We start from the raw sequence: 18,894 nt of genomic DNA, 5'->3' as shown, positions 1-18,894 counted from the left end.
ACGTTGTTCGCAACCTACTGCGCGTAGTGGCACCTGCGCACTGCGTTTCGGCGATTGGTCCCGATCCCCGCGGCGGCGGACCGGGCCACCCGCCGGTCCGCATAGACTCTGGCCTTGTGAGTCTGTCTATCGGGATCGTCGGCCTGCCCAACGTCGGCAAGTCCACCCTCTTCAACGCCCTGACCAAGAACGACGCTCTGGCGGCGAACTACCCGTTCGCGACCATCGAGCCCAACGTCGGGGTCGTGGGTGTGCCCGACACCCGGCTCGGCGCGCTGGCCGAGATCTTCGGTTCGGCGAAGATCCTCCCGGCGACGGTGGACTTCGTCGACATCGCGGGCATCGTGCGCGGCGCCTCCACGGGTGAGGGGCTGGGCAACAAGTTCCTCGCCAACATCCGCGAGAGCGACGCCATCTGCCAGGTGATCCGGGCCTTCGACGACCCCGACGTCACGCACGTCGACGGCGACGTCGAGCCGTCCCGCGACATCGAGACCATCAACACCGAGCTGATCCTCGCCGACCTCCAGACCCTGGAGAAGGCGATCCCGCGCCTGGAGAAGGACGCCAAGCGCAACGCCAAGGACAAGGGCGCCCAGGAACTGCTCCAGGCCGCCCGCGAGGCCCAGGAGGTCCTCGACGGCGGCACGTCGCTGTCGGCCGCCGAGGGCATCGACCTGGACCGGCTGCGCGAACTGAGCCTGCTCACGGTCAAGCCGTTCATCTACGTGTTCAACCTCGACACCGACGAGCTCGCCGACGAGGCGCTGCGCGCCAAGCTCCAGGGGCTGGTCGCCCCGGCCGAGGCGATCTTCCTCGACGCCAAGATCGAGGCGGAGCTGGCCGAGCTGGACGACGACGAGGCGCAGGAACTCCTGGAGTCCCTCGGGCAGACCGAGTCGGGCCTGGCGCAGCTCGCGCGGGTCGGCTTCGACACCCTCGGCCTCCAGACCTACCTGACCGCGGGGCCCAAGGAGGCCCGCGCCTGGACCATCAGCAAGGGCGCGACCGCCCCCGAGGCCGCGGGCGTCATCCACACCGACTTCCAGCGCGGCTTCATCAAGGCCGAGGTGGTCTCCTTCGACGACCTCGTGGCCGCGGGCGACATGCAGACCGCCCGCTCGGCGGGCAAGGTCCGCATGGAGGGCAAGGAGTACCTGATGGCCGACGGCGACGTGGTGGAGTTCCGCTTCAACGTCTGACCGGACGAGCCGACCAGCAGCACGCCCGAGGGGCCGTGTACCGCCGTGACCACGGCGGCACGCGGCCCCTCACGCTCTGCCGACCGTCTCCGGGGCCGTGCCGGCGGTCCGCTCCCGCGCCCGCAGCCGGGCCAGGACTCCGAGCACCAGCAGCACCTGCGCCCCGGCGTAGGTGAGCATCACCCAGAAGCCGTCCCGGGGCAGGTCGAACCCGGGAGCGAACGCCCCGAGCGCGATCAGGCCGTCGGAGACCAGGAACAGCGCGCCGCCCGCCCCCGCGAGCGGGTGCACCCCCGTGGCGAGGACCGCCGCGACACCCAGGCAGAGGCCGTACGCGAGCACGGGGAGCAGCAGGCCTCCCGCCCCGGGCGCGCAGGCCAGGACCAGCCCGCCCACGGCGGCGGCGTAGGGGACGAGCAGAGCCCGCCGGCGGTGGAGGGCGCTGTCCGCGCGCAGGGGCAGGAAGGCGACGGCGTACACCACCTGCGCGACGAGGAAGCAGCCCACCATCAGTAGGAACGCGGTGTCGCCCGAGGCCGTCGCCGGGGCGGTGTCGCCGAGCCAGGAGAGGCCGAGGGCGACCGCGGTCAGGGCGGTGAGGCGCTCGCCCGGGCGGGCCGCCTCCGCGAGCAGGACGGCGGCGAGGACGGGCATCAGCAGAGCCTGTGTCGGACGGGACCAGGCGTCGGCGTCGAACCACTGGACACAGAGGTGGACGGCGACCACTGCGCCGTAGAGGGCCAGCAGGGCCCGTGCGAGGGGGCGGCGGGGGATCATCGCGCCATCATAGGCATCGGGGGCGGCCGGCCCCCGAGAGCCGTCGCGCGTTACTGGGGTGACGGCGGAGGACGGTGTGGTCGGGGTGGCGCCTCAGGGGCCCCTGCGCAGGGTTTCGGAGCCTCCGGAAGGAGATCCCGGTTACATCCCGTCAACGGTTTCCTGCCCCCGGGGGACAGACCTTGCTCCCTGCCGAGTGACTAATCGCTTTCCGGGCCAACCCTAATGGCGCGGACGTGCACGGCCCCACCACGAGTTCCATGAGTCATTGCCGTAATATGCACCTTTTGCGAGGTTCTGTCGGTGTGCGCATTGCACTGTTGGCGGGGAAACGCGGAGTCACGGAGGCAGCTCCCAACCCCCACAATGCCTCACTATAGGGATGGGGTAGACAAGGCTTGGCGGATACGCCGTCCGGAGCGGGCGGCTCGGAACTGTGTGCAGGAGGCGGGGATGGCGAAGGCGTCACGACGCGGCACCGCCGTACGTGACCGGGAGGGCGACGAGATGGAGTTCGACGCCCCCCGAACCCGACGGCCCCGTGCCGGGTCGGGCGGGCGCTGGTGGGTGGGCGTGGGACGCGCCGTCCTGTGGGCGTTCATCATCGTCGTCATCTTCAACGGCATCTGGTTCCCCCTGCGCGGCGGGTTCGCCCTGCCCACGGCCTCGGGCGAGCCCGAGCAGACCGAGGAGCCCGCCTACCCGGAGACGGCGGCCGCGGCCTTCGGGCTCCGCTTCGCCGACACCTACCTCGACACCTCCGACTCCGAGGCCCGCCTGTCGGCCCTGGCGGCGTTCGTCCCCGAGGGCGAGGCCGCCGCGCTCGACGTCCCCGTGGACAGCCTCACCGGGGACAACCTCACGGTCGTCGCCGTGGACGTCCACGACGACCACAACGCCTCCGTCATCGTGCGGGCCGACGTCAACGGCGAACCCATGCGCATGGACGTGCCCGTCTACGCCGACGGGGAGTCCCTCGTGGTGGCCGGCACCCCCGCCTTCCTCGCCCCGCCCACCCGGGCCAGCCTGCCGGAGGGCGCCTCCTTCGAGACCGACCCGCAGGCCGGCGAGCAGCTCACGGAGGTGCTGCCGGGCTTCTTCGAGGCCTACGCGGGGGAGCCCGCGCACCTGGAACGCTACGTCGAACCGGGCGTCACCATCGCCCCACTTCCGGAGAACAGTCTGGAATTCGTGGAACTGTCCGATATGACGGTGCCATCACAGTCCCCGAACGTGGATGATGACGTACGACAGGTAGCGACCACGGTCACGTGGAGCGTCCCGGCCTCCGACGGGGCCGAAGCCGGACAGGTGACGCAGAACTACCTGGTCACGGTCGTGAACTCCGGAACCGAGTGGCACGTCCGCGACATCCAGGGCGCCCCTCGCTCGTTCGGCGAGTGACGGGGCCAGTAGGCAAGGAGACGAGAAGAACCATGAGCACACCAGTCACGACAGCGGAGGACGGCGCCTGACATGCTCCCCCTGCTGTCATCCACACCGGACGTGTTCCATGCCGTCGGCGCCACCGACCTGCTCCTCCTCGCGGTCGAGACGACCCCGACGGAGAACGCCCCCGACACCGGTGGCCTGGCCGACTTCCTGCGCGGCTTCTTCGGGCCGCTCTTCCTCGTCATCGTGTCCATCGTGGCGGTGTTCTTCCTGTTCACCAGGGAGATCACACGCTTCGCGCAGTTCATCATCCTGGCGATCTTCATCGGGATCGTGTTCTACGTCCCCGGCATCATCGAGGTCATCGCAGTGGCGCTCGCCCGAGCGATGGGCGTATCGACGGAATAGGCGAGGGAGGCCGGGAACGTGGATCTGCCCACGTACACCAACATCTGGCGTATCGAGAAGCGGCTGTACAAGCTCTACGATTTCCGGCTGCCCATGCCGCTCCCGGTGGGCACGTTCGGGGTCGCCCTGGGCGTGTTCGCGCTCTGGGTGGTCCTGCTCAGCATCCTCAACGCGCCCTTCGCGTTCGGCAACGGCTGGCACCTGGTTCTCTGGGTCGTGCCCCCCGGGGTGATCACGGTGCTGGCCACACGGCCGGTCGTCGAGGGCAAGCGGCTCACCGAACTGCTCATCTCCCAGGCGCGCTTCCTCGCCGAGGCCAGGGTCTACACCCGCCTGGCCCCGGAGTACGAGCCGTCCGAGGTCCGCGTGGCGGTGCGCGTGTGGCACCGGGACCCCGAGGCGGGTCCGCTCGCCATGCCCGGGCGCCGCCGCGCCGAGCGCCACGCCGTGGAGACCGGGGCCGAGCCGGCCGAGGCCCCCGTCGAGGACACCGCCCCCCTGCGCCTCACCCCCGACACCGCGCCCCCGCTGCGCGGTGTGGCCGAACCCGCGTCCGCGTCGGCGCCGACTGTCGAGGACGCACCCGCCTACACCCCGGCCGTGCCCGAACGGGCCCCGGCCGAAGCCGACCCGGAGCACGTGCGGGAGGAGGAGCGGGTGCCGGCGCGCGCCTCCGCCGCCCCCGCGCTGCCCGCGGCCGGACGCGTCCTCACCGGGGACGCGTACGCACGATCGTCCCGGCCCGCCCTCCGGGACGCGGCCGAGTCCCGCAGGGAACAGCGGGCTCCGGAACTCGCGGGCACGTCCGCGCCGAGGGAGGCCGGGGCCCCCGCGCGCGAGGAGCGGATCCCGGTCTCCGTCGCCGCCCGCGCGGAACCCGACGACCGCGCTCCGGCGGACGCCTGGAGCGAGAACCCCCGCGCGTTCGAGGCCGACCCGGCGACCACCGGGGACCCCGGCACGCCGGAGGGCCCGCGCCGAGGCGTCGGCCGCCGCGTGCTCAACTACTTCGGGCTGGCCCTCCAACCCGCGCCTCCGGCCTCCCCGGAGGCCCCCGACCGCGACGAGGAACACGACCAGGGCGGGGGAGCGGACGGGTTCGGCGACGACCGGCTGTACGCGACCGAGAACGACGAGCACCGCGACAGTGAGGCGTGGTTCGCGAACCTGCGCGCCTCCTCCGGTGAGACCCCCGTCGGCCTCACCTCCAAGAGCGCCTACTCCGTCGGTGACACCGGCGCGCTGAGCCGGGACGAGGTCGCCGACGCGGTGTCCCCCGCCGGGAGGCGCAACCCCGTCCGGGAGCGCCGCCGCGCCGAGGAGGTCATGTCCGCCCCCGACCCCGGGCCGGAGGACGAGTCGCCCGCCGCGCGGCGCCTGCGCGGCCGCACCCAGGGGATCCAGGTCGCCAAGGACCTGGAGGAGCGCCGCACCGACCAGGTGCGCGAGCGGGGCCCCCGGGAAGAGCGCCAGGTCCGGGCCCAGGGCCTCGGCCTTCCGGAACAGGCGGCGGACCCCGCCCGGGGGAAGGGATCCCCCGCGGCGGAGAGGGCCGAGGAGCGCACGCGCCGCCGGGGCCGCCCGCACGCCGCCCCGTGGGACCTCGGGGAGGAGCAGGGCAAGGAGGACCCCGCCGAGCACGCGGACCTGTCCGACTACGCGGCCCGCTTCGCGGCCGCGACGGGACGGCCCGCCGCCGAGACCGCCCTGCCCTGGCTGCCCCCGGCCTCCGCCGCCCCGGTGGAGGAGGACCGCGACGACGGTGCCGAGCAGGCGCCGCCGCACGCGGCGGGGCCTGCCGCCGAGCCGGACGGCGCGGACGACGACGCCCCCCGTGCCTCCGAGGAGCACACCACCCCCACCGCGTCCGGGGCGGTCCCCGCGGCCGTCTCCTCCGGGGCCCCGTCGGCCCCCGCCGACGGGGCGCAGGACGCCAGCACCCGTTCCACCGAGGACCCCGAACCGCAGCGCGCGGAGGACACCGCGCGCCGGGCCGGAGCCCCCCGTGCCGTGGACGCCGTCCCGGCGCTGGAGCTGGACCACGGCACCGGCGAGCACGACGCCATGTCCAGGCCGCCCGAGGAGGAGCCGGAGGACCGGGGCCCGGAGTGGGACGCGCACATGTCCGTGCTCGACCGGCACCTCATCACCGCCGACACGCCGGCGCCGCCCCGCCCCAAGTTCGCCGACGCCGTACCCAGCACCGAGCGGGACACCCCCCGCGACCCCGCCGAGTGGTTCGAGGACGGGAAGAAGCGCCACCCGGACCAGCCCAAGGTCGGCGACCGCGGGAACCCGGTGATCCCGGCCAGCGAGCTGCGCGAGGACGCCACCGCCACGCCCGGGGCCGCCGACGCTTCCGACACCGCCGTCGCTCCCGACACGGAAAGGGCGACCGAAACGGCCGCGCCGCAGACGGCTGCGGCGGCTCCGGAGACGGAGCAGATCGAACCGGACCCGACCCCTCCGACCGACGAGCCCAAACCACCCACCCAGCTCGACCACGGGACCGGCGAGCTCGTCAGCTTCGTCGAGGTCCGCGACGAACCCGAACGCGCCGACCGCAACGTGTGGGCGGACCCCGGGGCCGAGGCGGCGCGCCGACGCACCGTCTCCGACCTGGAGGAGGCCGAGGCCGCGGCCCTGGCCCGCCGCCGCGCCGCGGCGGGGCGCGACACGGACCGGCGGTCGGCCGGTCACGGCGACGACGACCGGCGCACCCTCGGAGCGGAGGACGGCAGGGGCGTGCGGCGCGCCGCCGACACCCCGGAGGCCCGAACGGACGGTGTGCGCCAGGCGGGTACCCGCTCCGAGACCGCCCGTGCCGAGGCGGCCGGTTCCGGGGCCGACTCCGACGAAGCCTCCTCGCGTACGAGGTGGAGCATGCGCGCCACCGGCACGGTGGAGGACGCGCGACCCGCGGAGGGGGCGCGCTCCGACGGGGACGCCCGCACCGAGGGCCGGGCCGACACGGCCGGGCGCGAGCGCGCGGCGCGCGATCCCCGGGGCAACCCCAGCATGGCCGGGGCGCTCGCGGCGGAGAGGGCCGGCTCCGAGGACCTGTGGTCCCACGGGACGGGCACCGCCGCCGCCCCGCCGGCCGACGGCGTCCGCGACGGCGCCGCCGGACAGGACGCCCGGGCACACGGTGGCGAGCAGGACACCCACCCCGGCCACGAGACCCACCCCGGCCAGGACACCCGCGACGGTGACCCCGGAGACGGCGTCTTCCACCGGGTCGCCCAGAACGCCCGCAAGCTCGGTCAGCTCTTCGGGCAGCCCGTCCCGGGCGACGAGCCGGAGCCGGCCGCGAGGGAGCCCAAACCCCAGCTGGAACTCGACCACGGCACCGGCGAACAGGAACGCCTGGGCGACACGCCCAACGGCGTCCCGTCGCAGCGGGTCCTGCCGCCCGAGCCGGTCCGTGAACCCGAGGAGCCCGCCCGCGGCGAGCCCGGCGGCAGCGAGTCCGGAGGCACCCGGGGCTGGCGCCGGCTGGCCAAGGTCGTCACCGGAGGGGCGGCGCCCGTCCGGTCGGACCTGCCCCCCAGCGACATCGAGCGGCTGCGCACCCCGCTCGACGGTCCGCGCAGCCTCGTCGTCCTGGGATGCACGGGCGGAGCGGGACAGACGGTCACCACGCTGATGATCGGCCACACCCTGGCCGCGCACCGCGACGACCTGGTCGTCGCGGTCGACGTCAACCCCGGCCCCAACGGCCTCTCCCGCAGGGTCGGCGCCCAGACCCCGGAGACCCTGACCGCCCTGCTCGCCAACGCGGACGCGATCGGGGACTACTCCCGGATGAGCGACTACACCAGCCAGTCGGGAACCGGCCTGGAGGTCGTCCAGACCCTGGACGACCCCTACGTCCAGACCCTCGACGACCGGGACTACGGCCAGCTGGCGTCCCTGCTCGGCTCGTTCTACGGCGTCACCCTCCTGGACCCGGCGGCCACCGGGGTGGCGCGCGCCCTCCCGGTCGCCGACGGTCTCGTGCTGGTGGCCCCGGCCAACGCCGACGCAGAACGGGCTGTCTCGATGACGTTCGACTGGCTGGACGGCAACGGCTACAACGCGCTGCGCGCCAACTCGGTGCTCGTCGTCAACGGCGTCAGCAAGCGCAGCCTCAACGACGTCGACGCCGCCGAGCGGGTCGCGCGGGGGCGCTGCCGGGCCATCGTCCGCATCCCGTGGGACGACCACCTGGGCTCGTCCTACACCAAGATCGACGTCGGCGCCCTGCGCCCGGCCACCAAGCGCGCCCACGGCGCGCTCGGCGGCGTCCTCGTCAACGCACTGGTCCGGTAGGGGCGGCCGGGCGCTCCCTTCGCGTCCGGGCCGCCGGGCACGCCCGCCCCGGGGCGCGCGTCGGTGCCCGGAGCCCTCAGAGGGCTCCGGGCACCGACGCGTCACGGAGCGGTGGTGAACCGCCGCACGGGCGGGAGCGGGGCCCGTCCGCGCGGCGGTGGTTCAGCGCCCGGCGGGGGAGAAGTCCCGGGAGGCGATGTGCTCCGGGCGGGGCCCGGAGGAGCCGAAGGGCGCGGTGCAGGCGTTGTCCACGCTGTTGAACACCACGAACACGTCCGACCGCGGGTGCGGCGTGATGTTGTCCCCCGAACCGTGCATGCAGTTGGAGTCGAACACGGTCGCTCCGCCCGCGGGCCCGGTGAGCACCTCGATGCCGTGCTGGTGGGCCAGCAGCGACAGCGAACTCTCGTCGGGCACCCCGACGCCGCGCGTCTTGGGCGGGGTCCGGTGGTGCGGGCTCGGGGACGGGTCCACACACGACACGAACGTGCGGTGCGAACCGGGGATGGCCATGAGGGCGCCGTTGTGGGGGTGGTTCTCGGTCAGGGCGACGGAGAAGCTCACCGCCCGCATACGCGGCATGCCGTCCTCGGCGTGCCAGGTCTCGAAGTTGGAGTGCCAGAAGAACGCGCCGCCGCCGAAGCCGGGCTTGTGGTTGACGCGGCTCTGGTGCACGTACACGTCGGAGCCGAGGATCTGCCGTGCGCGCTCCACCAGGCGCGGGTCGTTGACCAGCGAGGCGAAGACGTCGCTGAGGCCGTGCACTCCGAAGACGGACTGGACCCTGCCCGTCTCGGGGTCGACGACCACGCGGTCGTCCCCGTGCAGAGCGGGGTCGGCCGACAGCCGCTCCAGTTCGGCGCGGTAGGCCTGGACCTCCTCGCCGCTGACGAGGGAGTCGATCTGGGTGTAGCCGCGCCTGTCGTAGTCCGCGATCTCCTCGGCGGAGAAGGGGCCGCCGTCGGCAGACCCCCACACGGTGGGCGACCTGCGGTAGAGAAGGGCTGGTTCGTGGGCCTTGCGGGTCGGGTACTCGTCCGCGGTCGGGATGTCGATCAGGAGAGTCATGGCCTGTCCCCTCGTGGGGTTCGTCCTCTCTGAGGTAGACGGCGTTCCCTACGACATGCGAACTTAACAAACAACGGACGGCATTTCCCGAATCGATTCTGGCTCCCGTGTTTGTCGGTTACCTTTCCGGGTACGACGGTTTCACTTATGGGCCAAAACAGCCGCCCCCTCTGCGGCGGCTCCCTTCTCCAGGGCGTCCCCGATGCCCCGGTTCGCCACGTCCACCTGCCCTGTGTCACTCCGGGTGGTCGTCGGCCGGACAGCCCCGCCGTCGATGCAGGTCGACCCGCCGTGCTCGCATCCGCCGAAACACGCCGTCACCCTGGGCGATTCGGGCGTGTGCTGGATCACACGTATTTGGCACAGGGGTTGATTCACAAGTAAGTGTTCCGTCTCCCCGAAACAACGTCCGATCAGGCGTGAATTCCCCGTCCGGGACTGGCGCGAGAGGCCGTATTACCCCAGAGTAGTGGGGTCCTTGTTTCCTCGACCCGCTCAAGAGGAGAAAACGTGACCCCCTTCCCCCGTGCGGTTTCGCGCGTGATCGCGACCGCCGCCGCGGCGACCCTCGCCGCCGTCCTCGGATGGGCCGCCCCCGCGGCCGCCGACCACGTCCTGCCGCCCAACATCCCCAGCACCTCCGCGGCCCAGACCCAGCTCAACTCCCTCACCGTCGCGGCCAAGGGACCGCAGACCGGCTACGACCGCAGCCTCTTCCCGCACTGGAACGTCGTCGACAGCCCCTGCACCGCCCGCCAGGTCGTCCTGCTCCGCGACGGCCACGACGTGGTCACCAACGACGACTGCCAGCCGACGTCCGGCAGCTGGTACAGCGCCTTCGACGACTCCTGGGTGTACGACCAGCCCTCCGACATCAGCGTGGACCACCAGGTGCCGCTGAGCGAGGCGTGGAAGACGGGGGCCGCCGACTGGACCACGTCCCAGCGCGCCGACTTCGCCAACGACGTGACCAGCTCGCAGCTGTGGCTCGCCACCCCGTCCAGCAACGGGTCCAAGGGGGACAAGGACCCGTCCCAGTGGATGCCGACCAACACCACCGTCCACTGCGACTACGTCAAGTCCTGGATCAACGTGAAGTACGTGTACGACCTCACCGTGACGTCCACGGAGAAGTCCTCCATCCAGGGCACCATCGACTCCGCCTGCTGAACCGGGTACCACCGGTGACCGACCGCCCGCGGTCGACGGGGCCCGCCTCCCTCCAGGGGAGGCGGGCCCGCTCGTGTACGGGAGCGCCTCCGGGGCAGTGGTGAGCCGAGCGAGGGGAGGGGACACGGGTTCGGGTGTGGCCGAAGGGCGTGGGCGGGGCACGACGGGGGCACTGCCACAGGAGGACACGGTGCGTCGGCACGGAGCCCGGGACCCCTCCCGCCACCGGGACCGCAGGGGAAACCCCCACCGGCGCCTCCACCGGGCTGCGGACGACGCCCGCACGGGCCCTGAGACGTTTTCCTCGGGATTCTGGCGCGCCGTAACCCCGTCCGCTTCTACGGCCCCGGCACGATGCTCCACTATGGAAGGCGGCACAGGCGGCAGGCCCGGGTGCGTCCGCCTTCCGGACGCACCCCGACACGCGACGCGACCAGAAGGGCTCAGAGATGACCGGCACCAGGGGGACCCGCGGCGCGACCCGCCTCGCGGTCCGCTACTTCGACGACCGCGTGCTCTTCAGTGACAACGAGGCCTGGGCCTACTTCCGGCTGCCGACGGTGTCGTACGAGTTCACCACCCCGGAGGAGCGCCAGGCCCTCGCCACCAACATCACCATCGCCCTCGCCGCCATCCGCATGAACGACGCCGAGGTCCACCTGCGCGTCGCCCACCGCACCTACCCGGCCGCGCAGTGGGCGACCACCCTGGACGGCACCTCCGACTCGGGGGCCGGCTGGTACGACTACCTCGACGAGATGTACCGGCACGTGTGGGCCAAGGACTTCTGGACCAAGGAGGTCTACCTCGGCGTCCGCCTCGGCCTGCGGGGTTCCGGTACCGGGCTCGGCCTGTTCTCCCAGGTTTTCGGTGCCTACCAGCGCACCGAGGAGGCCCTCGGCATCAACGACGACGCCGTGGACGACAAGGAGATCGCCCGCTGGACCGACCAGTCCGAGCGGCTCGGCCGCGCCCTGGCCGCCAGCTCCCTGCACGCGCGCCACGCGACCTCCGACGAGATCGCCTGGCTCATCCGGCACTCCGTCAGCGGCAGCGCCGAGGACGTCCGCCCCTCCGCCGCGGGCCGCCGCACCTGGGGGCGCGGCGAGATCGAGGCACTGGTCGACGGGGTCGTCCACAACGGCCGCTCCATGCTCCGCCTCGAACAGCCCTCCGGATCCACCCACGTCGCGTTCCTGTCCTTCGCCCGGTTCCCGGACCTGATGCCCTTCCCGGACGGTGAACCGTGGCTGCACCACGCCGACTCGCTGCCCTTCCCGGTCGAGGTGTCCCTGCGGATGAAGCTCATCCCTCCCGCCAAGGCCTCCAAGGACGTCGGCCGCAAACTCGCGCACGCCCGCGACATGGACGCGCACATCCGCGAGGCCGGGGTGGAGGCCCCCATCGCGCTCGCCGAGCAGATCGACGCCGCCCGCATGCTGGAGCACGGCATCACCAAGGAGCGCCTGCCCTTCGTCTACGGCTGGCACAGACTCATGGTGTCCGCGCCCACCGAGCGCCTCCTCGTCCAACAGGTCGAGGCCGTGGTCGAGCACTACCGCGACATCGGCATCGACGTCATCAACTCCACCGGGGACCAGTTCTCCCTGTTCAACGAGTCCCTGCCCGGGGACCGCATCCGGCTCCAGGCATACGCCCAGCGCCAGCCGCTGCGCACCATCGCGGGCGGCATGCCCACCGCCACCGTCGACGTCGGGGACCGCGTCGACCACAGCGGCGGCGGCTGGGTCGGCCCCTACATCGGCGAGAGCATCGGCCGGGCCCGCTCCATCGTCCACTTCGACCCGATGGTCGCCGCCGCGCGCAACCGCCCCACCGCCATCGCCATCACCGGCGAGCCCGGCGGCGGCAAGACCACCCTCGCGCTCCTGCTCATCTACCAGCTGGCCCTGCGCGGCGTCACCGTCGCCGCCATCGACCCCAAGGGCGACGCCGAATCGCTCATCGAACTCCTCCAGCGCCGGGGCCGCAAGGCCAGGACCATGTCGCTGGGATCGGCCCAGCCCGGGCTGCTCGACCCGTTCGCGTTCGGCGACGACCTCGCCGCCAAGAAGACCATGGCCACCGAGACCCTGCGGCTCCTCCTGCCCCGCATGAGCGAGGAGCGCGAGTCCGCCATGATCCAGGCGGTCGCCGCCGTCGCCAACCAGCCCCAGCCGTCCCTCGCCAAGGTCGTCGACCACCTGGTCTCCTCGCCTGGCGCCGCCTCCCGCAACCTGGGCGCGGTCCTCCAGTCCATGTCGGAGATGCGGCTCGCCTCGCTGTGCTTCGACCCGCAGGGCGAGACGCAGATCGACACCGAGGGGTGGACCACCGTGTTCACCCTGGGCGGGCTCACCCTGCCCGACTCCGGCGTGGGCCGCGACGACTACTCCTACGAGCAGAGACTCTCCGTCGCCCTGCTCTACCTGGTGTCCCAGTTCGCCCGCCGCCTGATGAACGGCCTGGACCGCCACCTCCCCAAGGCGATCTTCCTCGACGAGGCGTGGGCGGTCACCTCCACCCCCGAGGGAGCCAAACTCGTCCCCGAGGTGTCCCGGATGGGCCGCTCCCGCAACACCGCGCTCATCCTCGTGTCCCAGAACGCGGGGGACCTCCTGAACGAACAGGTGACCAACTGCCTGTCCTCCGTGTTCGCGTTCCGCTCCAGCGAACGCTTCGAGGTCGAGAGCGTCATGGCCCTGCTCGGGGTCGAACCCACCGAGGACCACCTCGCGGTCCTGCGCAACCTGGGCAACGGCGAGTGCCTGTTCCGGGACCTGGACGGCCGGGCCGGACGGATCGGCGTCGACCTCGTCTCCGAGGGTCTGCTGCGCTGGCTGGACACCAACCCCACCCGGCAGCGCCCGGGCGACGACGGTCTGGTGGCGGCCGGACACGACGGACCGGCCTGACGGGAGGGGCGGGCCCGTTCGCCTGACGGGCCCGCCGCAGCTCGGAGCGGTCCTCCGCGGATCGGTGGGCGCCACGCGGCAAAGGCGACCCGGATGGCAGGTTCGGGGCGCCCCCGGGGTGGGCATCTCCTAGTTTGTCGGGCTCCTCCCCGGGTGCCCGCCCCCGCCCCGCCTCCCGACAGACCCACCACTCACGAGGGACCGCCCATGAGTGAGGACGTCATCCGGCCGCGACCCGTCGTCGACCCCTCACTGCCCGAGGAACTGCGGGAGGAGGTCACCTGGCAGGCGCGCGCGCCCGACCGCTTTCCGCGCCGCTACGACACCGAGGCGGCAGGGCGCCGGGCCCGGCTGCGGGAGGGCGGCGTCCAGCTGCTCGGGGTCGGCTTCACCACCGCCCTGGCCCTGTTCACAGCGGGGTGGTACCTGGGCATGGTGATCGTCAGCATCAGCCTGGTCGCCTACGTCGTGGCCCTGGCCTGCCGCGGGGACGCCCATCCCGCGGTCCGGGCCGCGGGAGCCCTCGTCGGGGTGGGAACTGCCGCCACCACCCCGGCGTGGCTGATGGAGGTCGTCCCCCAGGACCCGTTCCCCGGCATGCCGTGGGTGCTGTTCGGCGTCCTCGTCGCCATGGTGGCCGTCGACTCCCTCACGGCGAGGGCGGGGCAGACCGTCCAGGGGCCCCGGCAGCAGTTCGTCGTCCTCCCCGACGACCTCGCCGAGACGGACCGCGCCCTCCTGGGCGAGGTGCAGCGCACGATCGACCTGGTGTCGGACGCCCGTACCGACCTCGGCGCGGAGGCTCTGGACACCGACAGGGCGGTGGCCGTCCTCCGCGACCAGGAGTGGCGGATCGCCTCCCTCCTCTCCCGGCAGAGGGAGCTGCGCCGCGCCCACCTCCGCCGGTGGCAGCGGGCCGTGTCGCCCAGGGTCAGGGAGGCGCTCAGACCCCAGCGGGAGCACCTGGGCGCGGTGGAGGAGGCGGTGCGCGCCCGCGTCGCCCAGATCACCGCGTACGGGGCCCTGGTGGAGCAGGCCGTGGCGGCCCACAGGGAATGGGAGCAGTGCCAGGAGGCGGTGGACTCGAACGCCGACTACGTCGACCACCTGGTCTCCGCGGGGTGCCTCGGCACCGCCTCGGCGGACGTGTCCGCACTGTCCGACACCGCCGAGTCGGCCCGACGGGTCCGCGACGAACGCGTCGAACGCGTGCTCATGTCCGACCGGCTGCTGACCGGACCCGGGTGAGGACGGGCCCGGACCTCCCGGGGGCAGCCTTCCGCGAACCGCCCCGGTCGTGCCGGGCGCGGAAAGCGGGTTCCGCGCCCACCGTGACCAGGGGGCGGTAGTTGTCCGGATGCGGACAGCGAGGAGGCGGGCCTCCCGCCCCGAACCCCGGCGGCTTCTGTCACATTGGACCGATGAGTGAAGTCCGGGAACCCGACCGCCTCCCCCGCGCCGACGCGGGGGAGGGCGTCCGGGCGCGGGTCGCCTCCGGCCGCGGAGGGTTCGTCGAGATCCTCCACCACGCGCGGGCGGACCTGCTCGACTCCCTGGAGGAGGGGGCCGGTCCCGACGACCCGCGGGTGCGCGAGGCCCTCGCCCGCCTGCCCGACCAGGTCGACGCGGCCCTCGCCGACCACCGCCACCGGCAGCGCCGGTGGCCCTCCCGCACCGACGGCGAACGCCTCACCCGCGCCTTCCGCGCCCTGGACGAGTCCGGGATCATCGCGCGTGAGGACTTCACCTGCTGCGACACCTGCGGAAGGGCCGCGCTCGACGCCGAGCTCGGCGTCCGCAACTCCGAGCCGGGCGGAGCAGCCACCCGCGGCTACGCGTTCTACCACCACGGGGAGAGCCTCGCCGCGGCCGACGGCGGTTCGCTGTACGTCGGCTTCGAGTCCAGCCACCCGGTCCGCCTCGCGGCCGTCGGGGAGGAGGTCGCGGAGGTCCTGCGCGCCCACGGGCTCACCGTCGAGTGGGACGGCGACTCCGGTCGCAAGCTGCGCGTCCGCGCGGACTGGAGCCACCGGCGCTGGGACCGGCAGGCGGCCTTCGCCGGCCCCGCCGCGGACGGCGAACCCATGGTGACGGTCGGCATCGGCAGCCCCGGCCCGTACGCGGTCCCCCCGTGGATCACCCGCTACGAGGGGCGGGTGGCCGTCCGCGAGTTCGCCCGCATGGTCCTGCCCTGGATGCCCGGCGGGTTCGTCGCGACCCTGCGGAGCGACCACGGCGACAGCGCCGAGATCACGCGCGACTTCGACCTCCTGCGGGTCGCCGGCGGTCCCGCGCTGTCCCGCGAGCGTGCGGAGGAGCCCCTGGGCCGCTGGGCGGTCGGCGCCGCCTGGCCGGGGGAGGACGCCCACCCTTCGCCGTCCGGCCTGCTGGAGGTCACCTACGCCGACACCGCGGAGGAGGGGGCGGGGTACGTGGACTACGCCGAGCCCATGCGGACGGCGGCCGCACGCCACCTCGTGTACCGGCTCACCCCGGTCAAGGGCACGTTCGCGGTGTTCGCCTCGCGGGGCGAGGGGGTCGTGCAGATGATGTGGGAACCCGGGCCCCGACTGTGGATGGAGAGCCCCTCGCCCGAGGAGAGCCTGGCCCGGGGCCGCCACGTCAGCCTCCCCGAGGCCGAGGAGATGGTGCGCGTCCTCGGCGACGAGGGCAGGGTCGCACTGGCCGACCTGGGCGGGTTGCGGGTCACCCGCTGGTGAGCCCCGGCGGCCGGTCACCGCGCGGGACGCGCGGTCCCGCGACCGCCGGTCCTCAGCCGGAGCCCGCGCCCACCCCGAAGTACGCCCGCACCCGCGGCGGAAGCAGCAGCAGGCCGCCGATCACCAGGTTGAACACCAGTACCGCCAGGTAGAACGCCAGCTGGTCCGGGTTGTAGATCAGCACCGAGAACAGGCTGAAGAACAAGCCGACCGCCGCGACCCCCTGGACGAGCACCACGGCGCCGAAAACGATGCGCGAGCGCAGGACCGTCCCGGCCGCCGCGATGACCGAGTAGGAACCCCACAGGCCCAGGAGGAGCACCGTGCCCCAGCTGCCCGTGTCCCCGCCCAGCGCCTCGGCCCCGAACATCACGGTCAGGAACAGCAGGTAGGCCGCGTTGATCCCCAGCATCACCGCTGCGACGACCACCGGTACCGGCCGGGGCGCGGCGGCCCCCGCCGGGGCCCACGACTGCCGGCCGCCGGAGACGGGAGGCACACCGCCCGCCGGGGCGAACCCCGGGCGGGCGACGCCCGGCCCGGCCCCCGTGGACGCCTCCCCGGGCAGGGTGTTGTGCCCCGTCCCCTGCCCGGTCGGAGGCCCGTACGGCTGCTGCTGGTACGGCTGGCCACCGCGAGCCGTCATCGGGTGGGGGGTGTTGTGGGTTCCGTGGGGCGCCGGGGCACCGGCCGTCCCCGGACCGCCGGAGTGCGGGGGGTTCGCGTTCTGGGGGCCCGTCTGCCGGGAGTGGACCGGGTGGGCGCCGGACATCCCCCCGTGTCCGGGCGGTCCCTGGACGGGGGCGCCCGGAGCCCCCGGGCCCTCGGGCACGGCGGGGATCCCGATCACGCCGGGCACCGTCGGCCCTCCCGGGGCGCCGGGCCGCAGAGTGTGGGGGAACGCCCCCTCCCCGCCGGTCGGGTTCCGGTGCGCCGAGTACGCGCCGCTCGGCCCGGTCTCCTGCCACCGCGTCACTCCTCCGGCGACGGGACTCCCGGGTCCGTACGCGGGCTGGCCGCCGCCGGCAGCGCTCTGCGGGCCCGTGCCCGGGGTGGAGGCCGTGTGCCCGGTGTGCGCGCGCCTCTCCCGCGCCAGGAGGGCCAGCGCCTCCGTCGGGTCGGGCCGCTGCGCCGCGTCCCGGTCGAGCAGCGCACCGATGAGCGTCCGCAGCGGTGCGCCGGCCGGGGCCGACCCGTACCCCGGCACGGACAGCGCGGGCGGCATGGGCGCGGTCAGCACCGCGCTGATGATCCCCGTGATGCTGTCCCGCTTGAACGGGGTGTGCCCCTCCAACAGGGAGTACAGGGTGACGCCCAGGCTCCACAGGTCGGACGCGGGCAGCGCGCGCTCCCCCTCGAACCGTTCCGGCGCCATGTACTCGGGCGACCCGATGTACACGCCCGTCTGGGTCAGGGCCGCGCTCCCGTCCACGTTCGCGATCCCGAAGTCGGTCAGGACCGTCCGGCCGTCGTCGGTGAGCATGATGTTGGCGGGCTTCACGTCCCGGTGGGTGACCCCCGCCGCGTGCGCCGCCCTCAACCCCCCGAGCAGGGACCTCGCCGCCTCCTCGACCTGTTCCAGCGGCATCGGCCCGTGCTGGTCCAGGTGGTGCTGCATCGACACCCCGCTCAGCAGCTCCATCACGATCCAGGGGCTGTCGTCGTGTTCGAGGACGTCGTGGATGACGACCACCGACGTGTTGCTGATCCTGGCGGTCGCCTGCGCCTCGCGCAGCGTGCGGGCACGGGCCTCGGCGCGGTCCTCCGGGTCCATGCCCTCGGGAAGGAGGACCTCCTTGACGGCCACGTCGCGCTGGAGGGAGGGGTCCCAGGCGTGCCACACCGTGCCCATTCCGCCCGCGCCGAGCCGTTCTCGCAGCTCGTAACGGCCGACGGAGGCACGACCGGGGGTGGGCATAGGGGCGCATCCCTTCTGGAGGCGGGGGCGATGGGCAGCCAATCTATCCAAGAAAGGCCTTACCGCCGCGCCATGCGGTGCTCGCCGCCGTTTTCCGAATGGTTCTCACTGTAATCCGGAAGGCCCTCCGCCCCTGGGCGCCGACGGGAGGTGACCGAAAGTGGTCACCGCCACAGGTGTGTGATTCAGGGGGTTCCAGGGGCCTCCTAGGACAGTGACCACGGTACCGGTGCGGTGCGACGGAATCTCCGACCAGCGGCCCGGTCCCGCGGGGAGAAGCCGTCCGGGGAGGTGGGAGACCTGGTCAGGGTCATTACTGACCTTGGCCATGATTCGGCGTCCGGGCGTCCTTTTCCGGGCCCCGTGGAACGAGGTCGGCGACGTCCCGTACTTCCGACGCCTTTCGCCACTCACGGATACTTGCAATAACTCATAGTGACGAATGTGGCGGGGTTTCAGCCGTGGCGTCCGGAGCCGCGACCTCGTGCGGAGGAGCGGTGGCGGCAGCCGGCCGGTCGTGGACCTCCAGGTGCGGGGAGGCCGTGTCCAGGCCTCCCGTGACCAGCAGGCGCAGCAGCGACGCCACGGCCAGGGCCGCGGCCGCGGCCGCCCAGCCGATCCCGCGGCCCCGGGAGAGGCTCAGCGCGAGGGCGACCGCCGCTCCCTGGAGTCCGGCGGCGAACAGCGGTCCCCCGCCCCGGCCGACGTCGAACCAGAGGTACATGAGAGCCGTCTGGAGCAGCCCGAGCACGACGGACGCCGTCAGCAGGGCGGCGGTGGTCCCGGGGCGCGGAAGGTCGGTGCGGCGCAGGACCGCGAATAGGGCGGTGTGGGCCACGGCGAGCACCACGAGGGCGGTCGCGGCCAGGGCGGCGGACGCCGCCGCCCCGCTGGTGACGACGAACAGGAGGAAGGCGCCGACCACCAGGAGCACCCCCGTGGTGGCCAGTGAGTACAGGATCGCGCTCGCGAAGAGCACGGTGACGCTCACCACGGGCAGGTGAGGGGCGGCG

General features: G+C 73.3%; 12 protein-coding genes. 8 read left to right on the top strand and 4 right to left on the bottom strand.

The window, feature by feature from the left end:
* The first annotated feature begins 116 nt into the window (after positions 1–116).
* Entirely contained in the window at positions 117–1,202 is a 1,086-nt protein-coding gene (ychF, locus tag Q8791_RS11485; RefSeq protein WP_330091629.1) for a redox-regulated ATPase YchF, read from the top strand.
* A 69-nt stretch (positions 1,203–1,271) separates the two neighbouring features.
* Here ychF and Q8791_RS11480 read toward each other — a convergent pair whose 3' ends face one another.
* On the bottom strand, positions 1,272–1,979 hold the full coding sequence (locus tag Q8791_RS11480) for a lysoplasmalogenase (protein WP_330091628.1): 708 nt from the start codon (positions 1,977–1,979) through the stop codon (positions 1,272–1,274).
* Positions 1,980–2,432: 453 nt separating this feature from the next.
* On the opposite strand from Q8791_RS11480, the gene Q8791_RS11475 reads away from it, so the two are divergent.
* From Q8791_RS11475 to Q8791_RS11465, 3 genes are all read left to right on the top strand, one after another.
* Complete coding sequence (locus Q8791_RS11475; protein WP_330091627.1) at positions 2,433–3,383, top strand: conjugal transfer protein; 951 nt, start codon at positions 2,433–2,435, stop codon at positions 3,381–3,383.
* A 72-nt stretch (positions 3,384–3,455) separates the two neighbouring features.
* Complete coding sequence (locus Q8791_RS11470; protein ID WP_330091626.1) at positions 3,456–3,779, top strand: hypothetical protein; 324 nt, start codon at positions 3,456–3,458, stop codon at positions 3,777–3,779.
* An 18-nt stretch (positions 3,780–3,797) separates the two neighbouring features.
* Entirely contained in the window at positions 3,798–8,090 is a 4,293-nt protein-coding gene (locus tag Q8791_RS11465) for a TcpE family conjugal transfer membrane protein (RefSeq protein WP_330091625.1), read from the top strand.
* 162 nt (positions 8,091–8,252) lie between these two features.
* On the opposite strand, the gene thpD is transcribed toward Q8791_RS11465, so the two are convergent.
* Positions 8,253–9,158 (bottom strand): ectoine hydroxylase, encoded by a 906-nt coding sequence (thpD, locus tag Q8791_RS11460; RefSeq protein ID WP_330091624.1) that lies wholly within the window; start codon positions 9,156–9,158, stop codon positions 8,253–8,255.
* A gap of 510 nt (positions 9,159–9,668) precedes the next feature.
* On the opposite strand from thpD, the gene Q8791_RS11455 reads away from it, so the two are divergent.
* The 4 genes from Q8791_RS11455 (at position 9,669) to Q8791_RS11440 (ending at position 15,963) form a co-directional block, all read left to right on the top strand.
* Positions 9,669–10,328, top strand: coding sequence for a GmrSD restriction endonuclease domain-containing protein (locus Q8791_RS11455; RefSeq protein ID WP_330091623.1), 660 nt, complete (start codon positions 9,669–9,671; stop codon positions 10,326–10,328).
* 449 nt (positions 10,329–10,777) lie between these two features.
* Positions 10,778–13,243, top strand: coding sequence for an ATP-binding protein (locus tag Q8791_RS11450; RefSeq protein ID WP_330091622.1), 2,466 nt, complete (start codon positions 10,778–10,780; stop codon positions 13,241–13,243).
* 207 nt (positions 13,244–13,450) lie between these two features.
* Positions 13,451–14,491: a hypothetical protein gene (locus Q8791_RS11445; RefSeq protein ID WP_330091621.1), complete on the top strand. Its 1,041-nt coding sequence runs from the start codon at positions 13,451–13,453 to the stop codon at positions 14,489–14,491.
* 173 nt (positions 14,492–14,664) lie between these two features.
* Positions 14,665–15,963: a DUF6891 domain-containing protein gene (locus tag Q8791_RS11440; RefSeq protein WP_330091620.1), complete on the top strand. Its 1,299-nt coding sequence runs from the start codon at positions 14,665–14,667 to the stop codon at positions 15,961–15,963.
* Between the two features lie 52 nt (positions 15,964–16,015).
* On the opposite strand, the gene Q8791_RS11435 is transcribed toward Q8791_RS11440, so the two are convergent.
* Both Q8791_RS11435 and Q8791_RS11430 read right to left on the bottom strand, forming a co-directional pair.
* On the bottom strand, positions 16,016–17,881 hold the full coding sequence (locus Q8791_RS11435; protein ID WP_330091619.1) for a serine/threonine-protein kinase: 1,866 nt from the start codon (positions 17,879–17,881) through the stop codon (positions 16,016–16,018).
* A gap of 430 nt (positions 17,882–18,311) precedes the next feature.
* On the bottom strand, positions 18,312–18,872 hold the full coding sequence (locus tag Q8791_RS11430) for a hypothetical protein (protein ID WP_330091618.1): 561 nt from the start codon (positions 18,870–18,872) through the stop codon (positions 18,312–18,314).
* Positions 18,873–18,894: the final 22 nt, after the last annotated feature.

Origin of the sequence: Nocardiopsis codii, assembly GCF_036327455.1 — a bacterium.
Lineage (GTDB): Bacteria > Actinomycetota > Actinomycetes > Streptosporangiales > Streptosporangiaceae > Nocardiopsis > Nocardiopsis codii.
The sequence above is the reverse complement of the archived record's forward strand: the minus strand, read 5'-3'. Positions and strand labels throughout refer to the sequence as shown.

Excerpts from the sequence above, each read along its gene's own strand:
- Q8791_RS11480 (WP_330091628.1), bottom strand. The coding sequence starts at position 1,979 with ATGATCCCCCGCCGCCCCCTCGCACGGGCCCTGCTGGCCCTCTACGGC.
- Q8791_RS11475 (WP_330091627.1), top strand. The coding sequence starts at position 2,433 with ATGGCGAAGGCGTCACGACGCGGCACCGCCGTACGTGACCGGGAGGGC.
- Q8791_RS11470 (WP_330091626.1), top strand. The coding sequence starts at position 3,456 with ATGCTCCCCCTGCTGTCATCCACACCGGACGTGTTCCATGCCGTCGGC.
- thpD (WP_330091624.1), bottom strand. The coding sequence starts at position 9,158 with ATGACTCTCCTGATCGACATCCCGACCGCGGACGAGTACCCGACCCGC.
- Q8791_RS11450 (WP_330091622.1), top strand. The coding sequence starts at position 10,778 with ATGACCGGCACCAGGGGGACCCGCGGCGCGACCCGCCTCGCGGTCCGC.
- Q8791_RS11445 (WP_330091621.1), top strand. The coding sequence starts at position 13,451 with ATGAGTGAGGACGTCATCCGGCCGCGACCCGTCGTCGACCCCTCACTG.
- Q8791_RS11440 (WP_330091620.1), top strand. The coding sequence starts at position 14,665 with ATGAGTGAAGTCCGGGAACCCGACCGCCTCCCCCGCGCCGACGCGGGG.
- Q8791_RS11435 (WP_330091619.1), bottom strand. The coding sequence starts at position 17,881 with ATGCCCACCCCCGGTCGTGCCTCCGTCGGCCGTTACGAGCTGCGAGAA.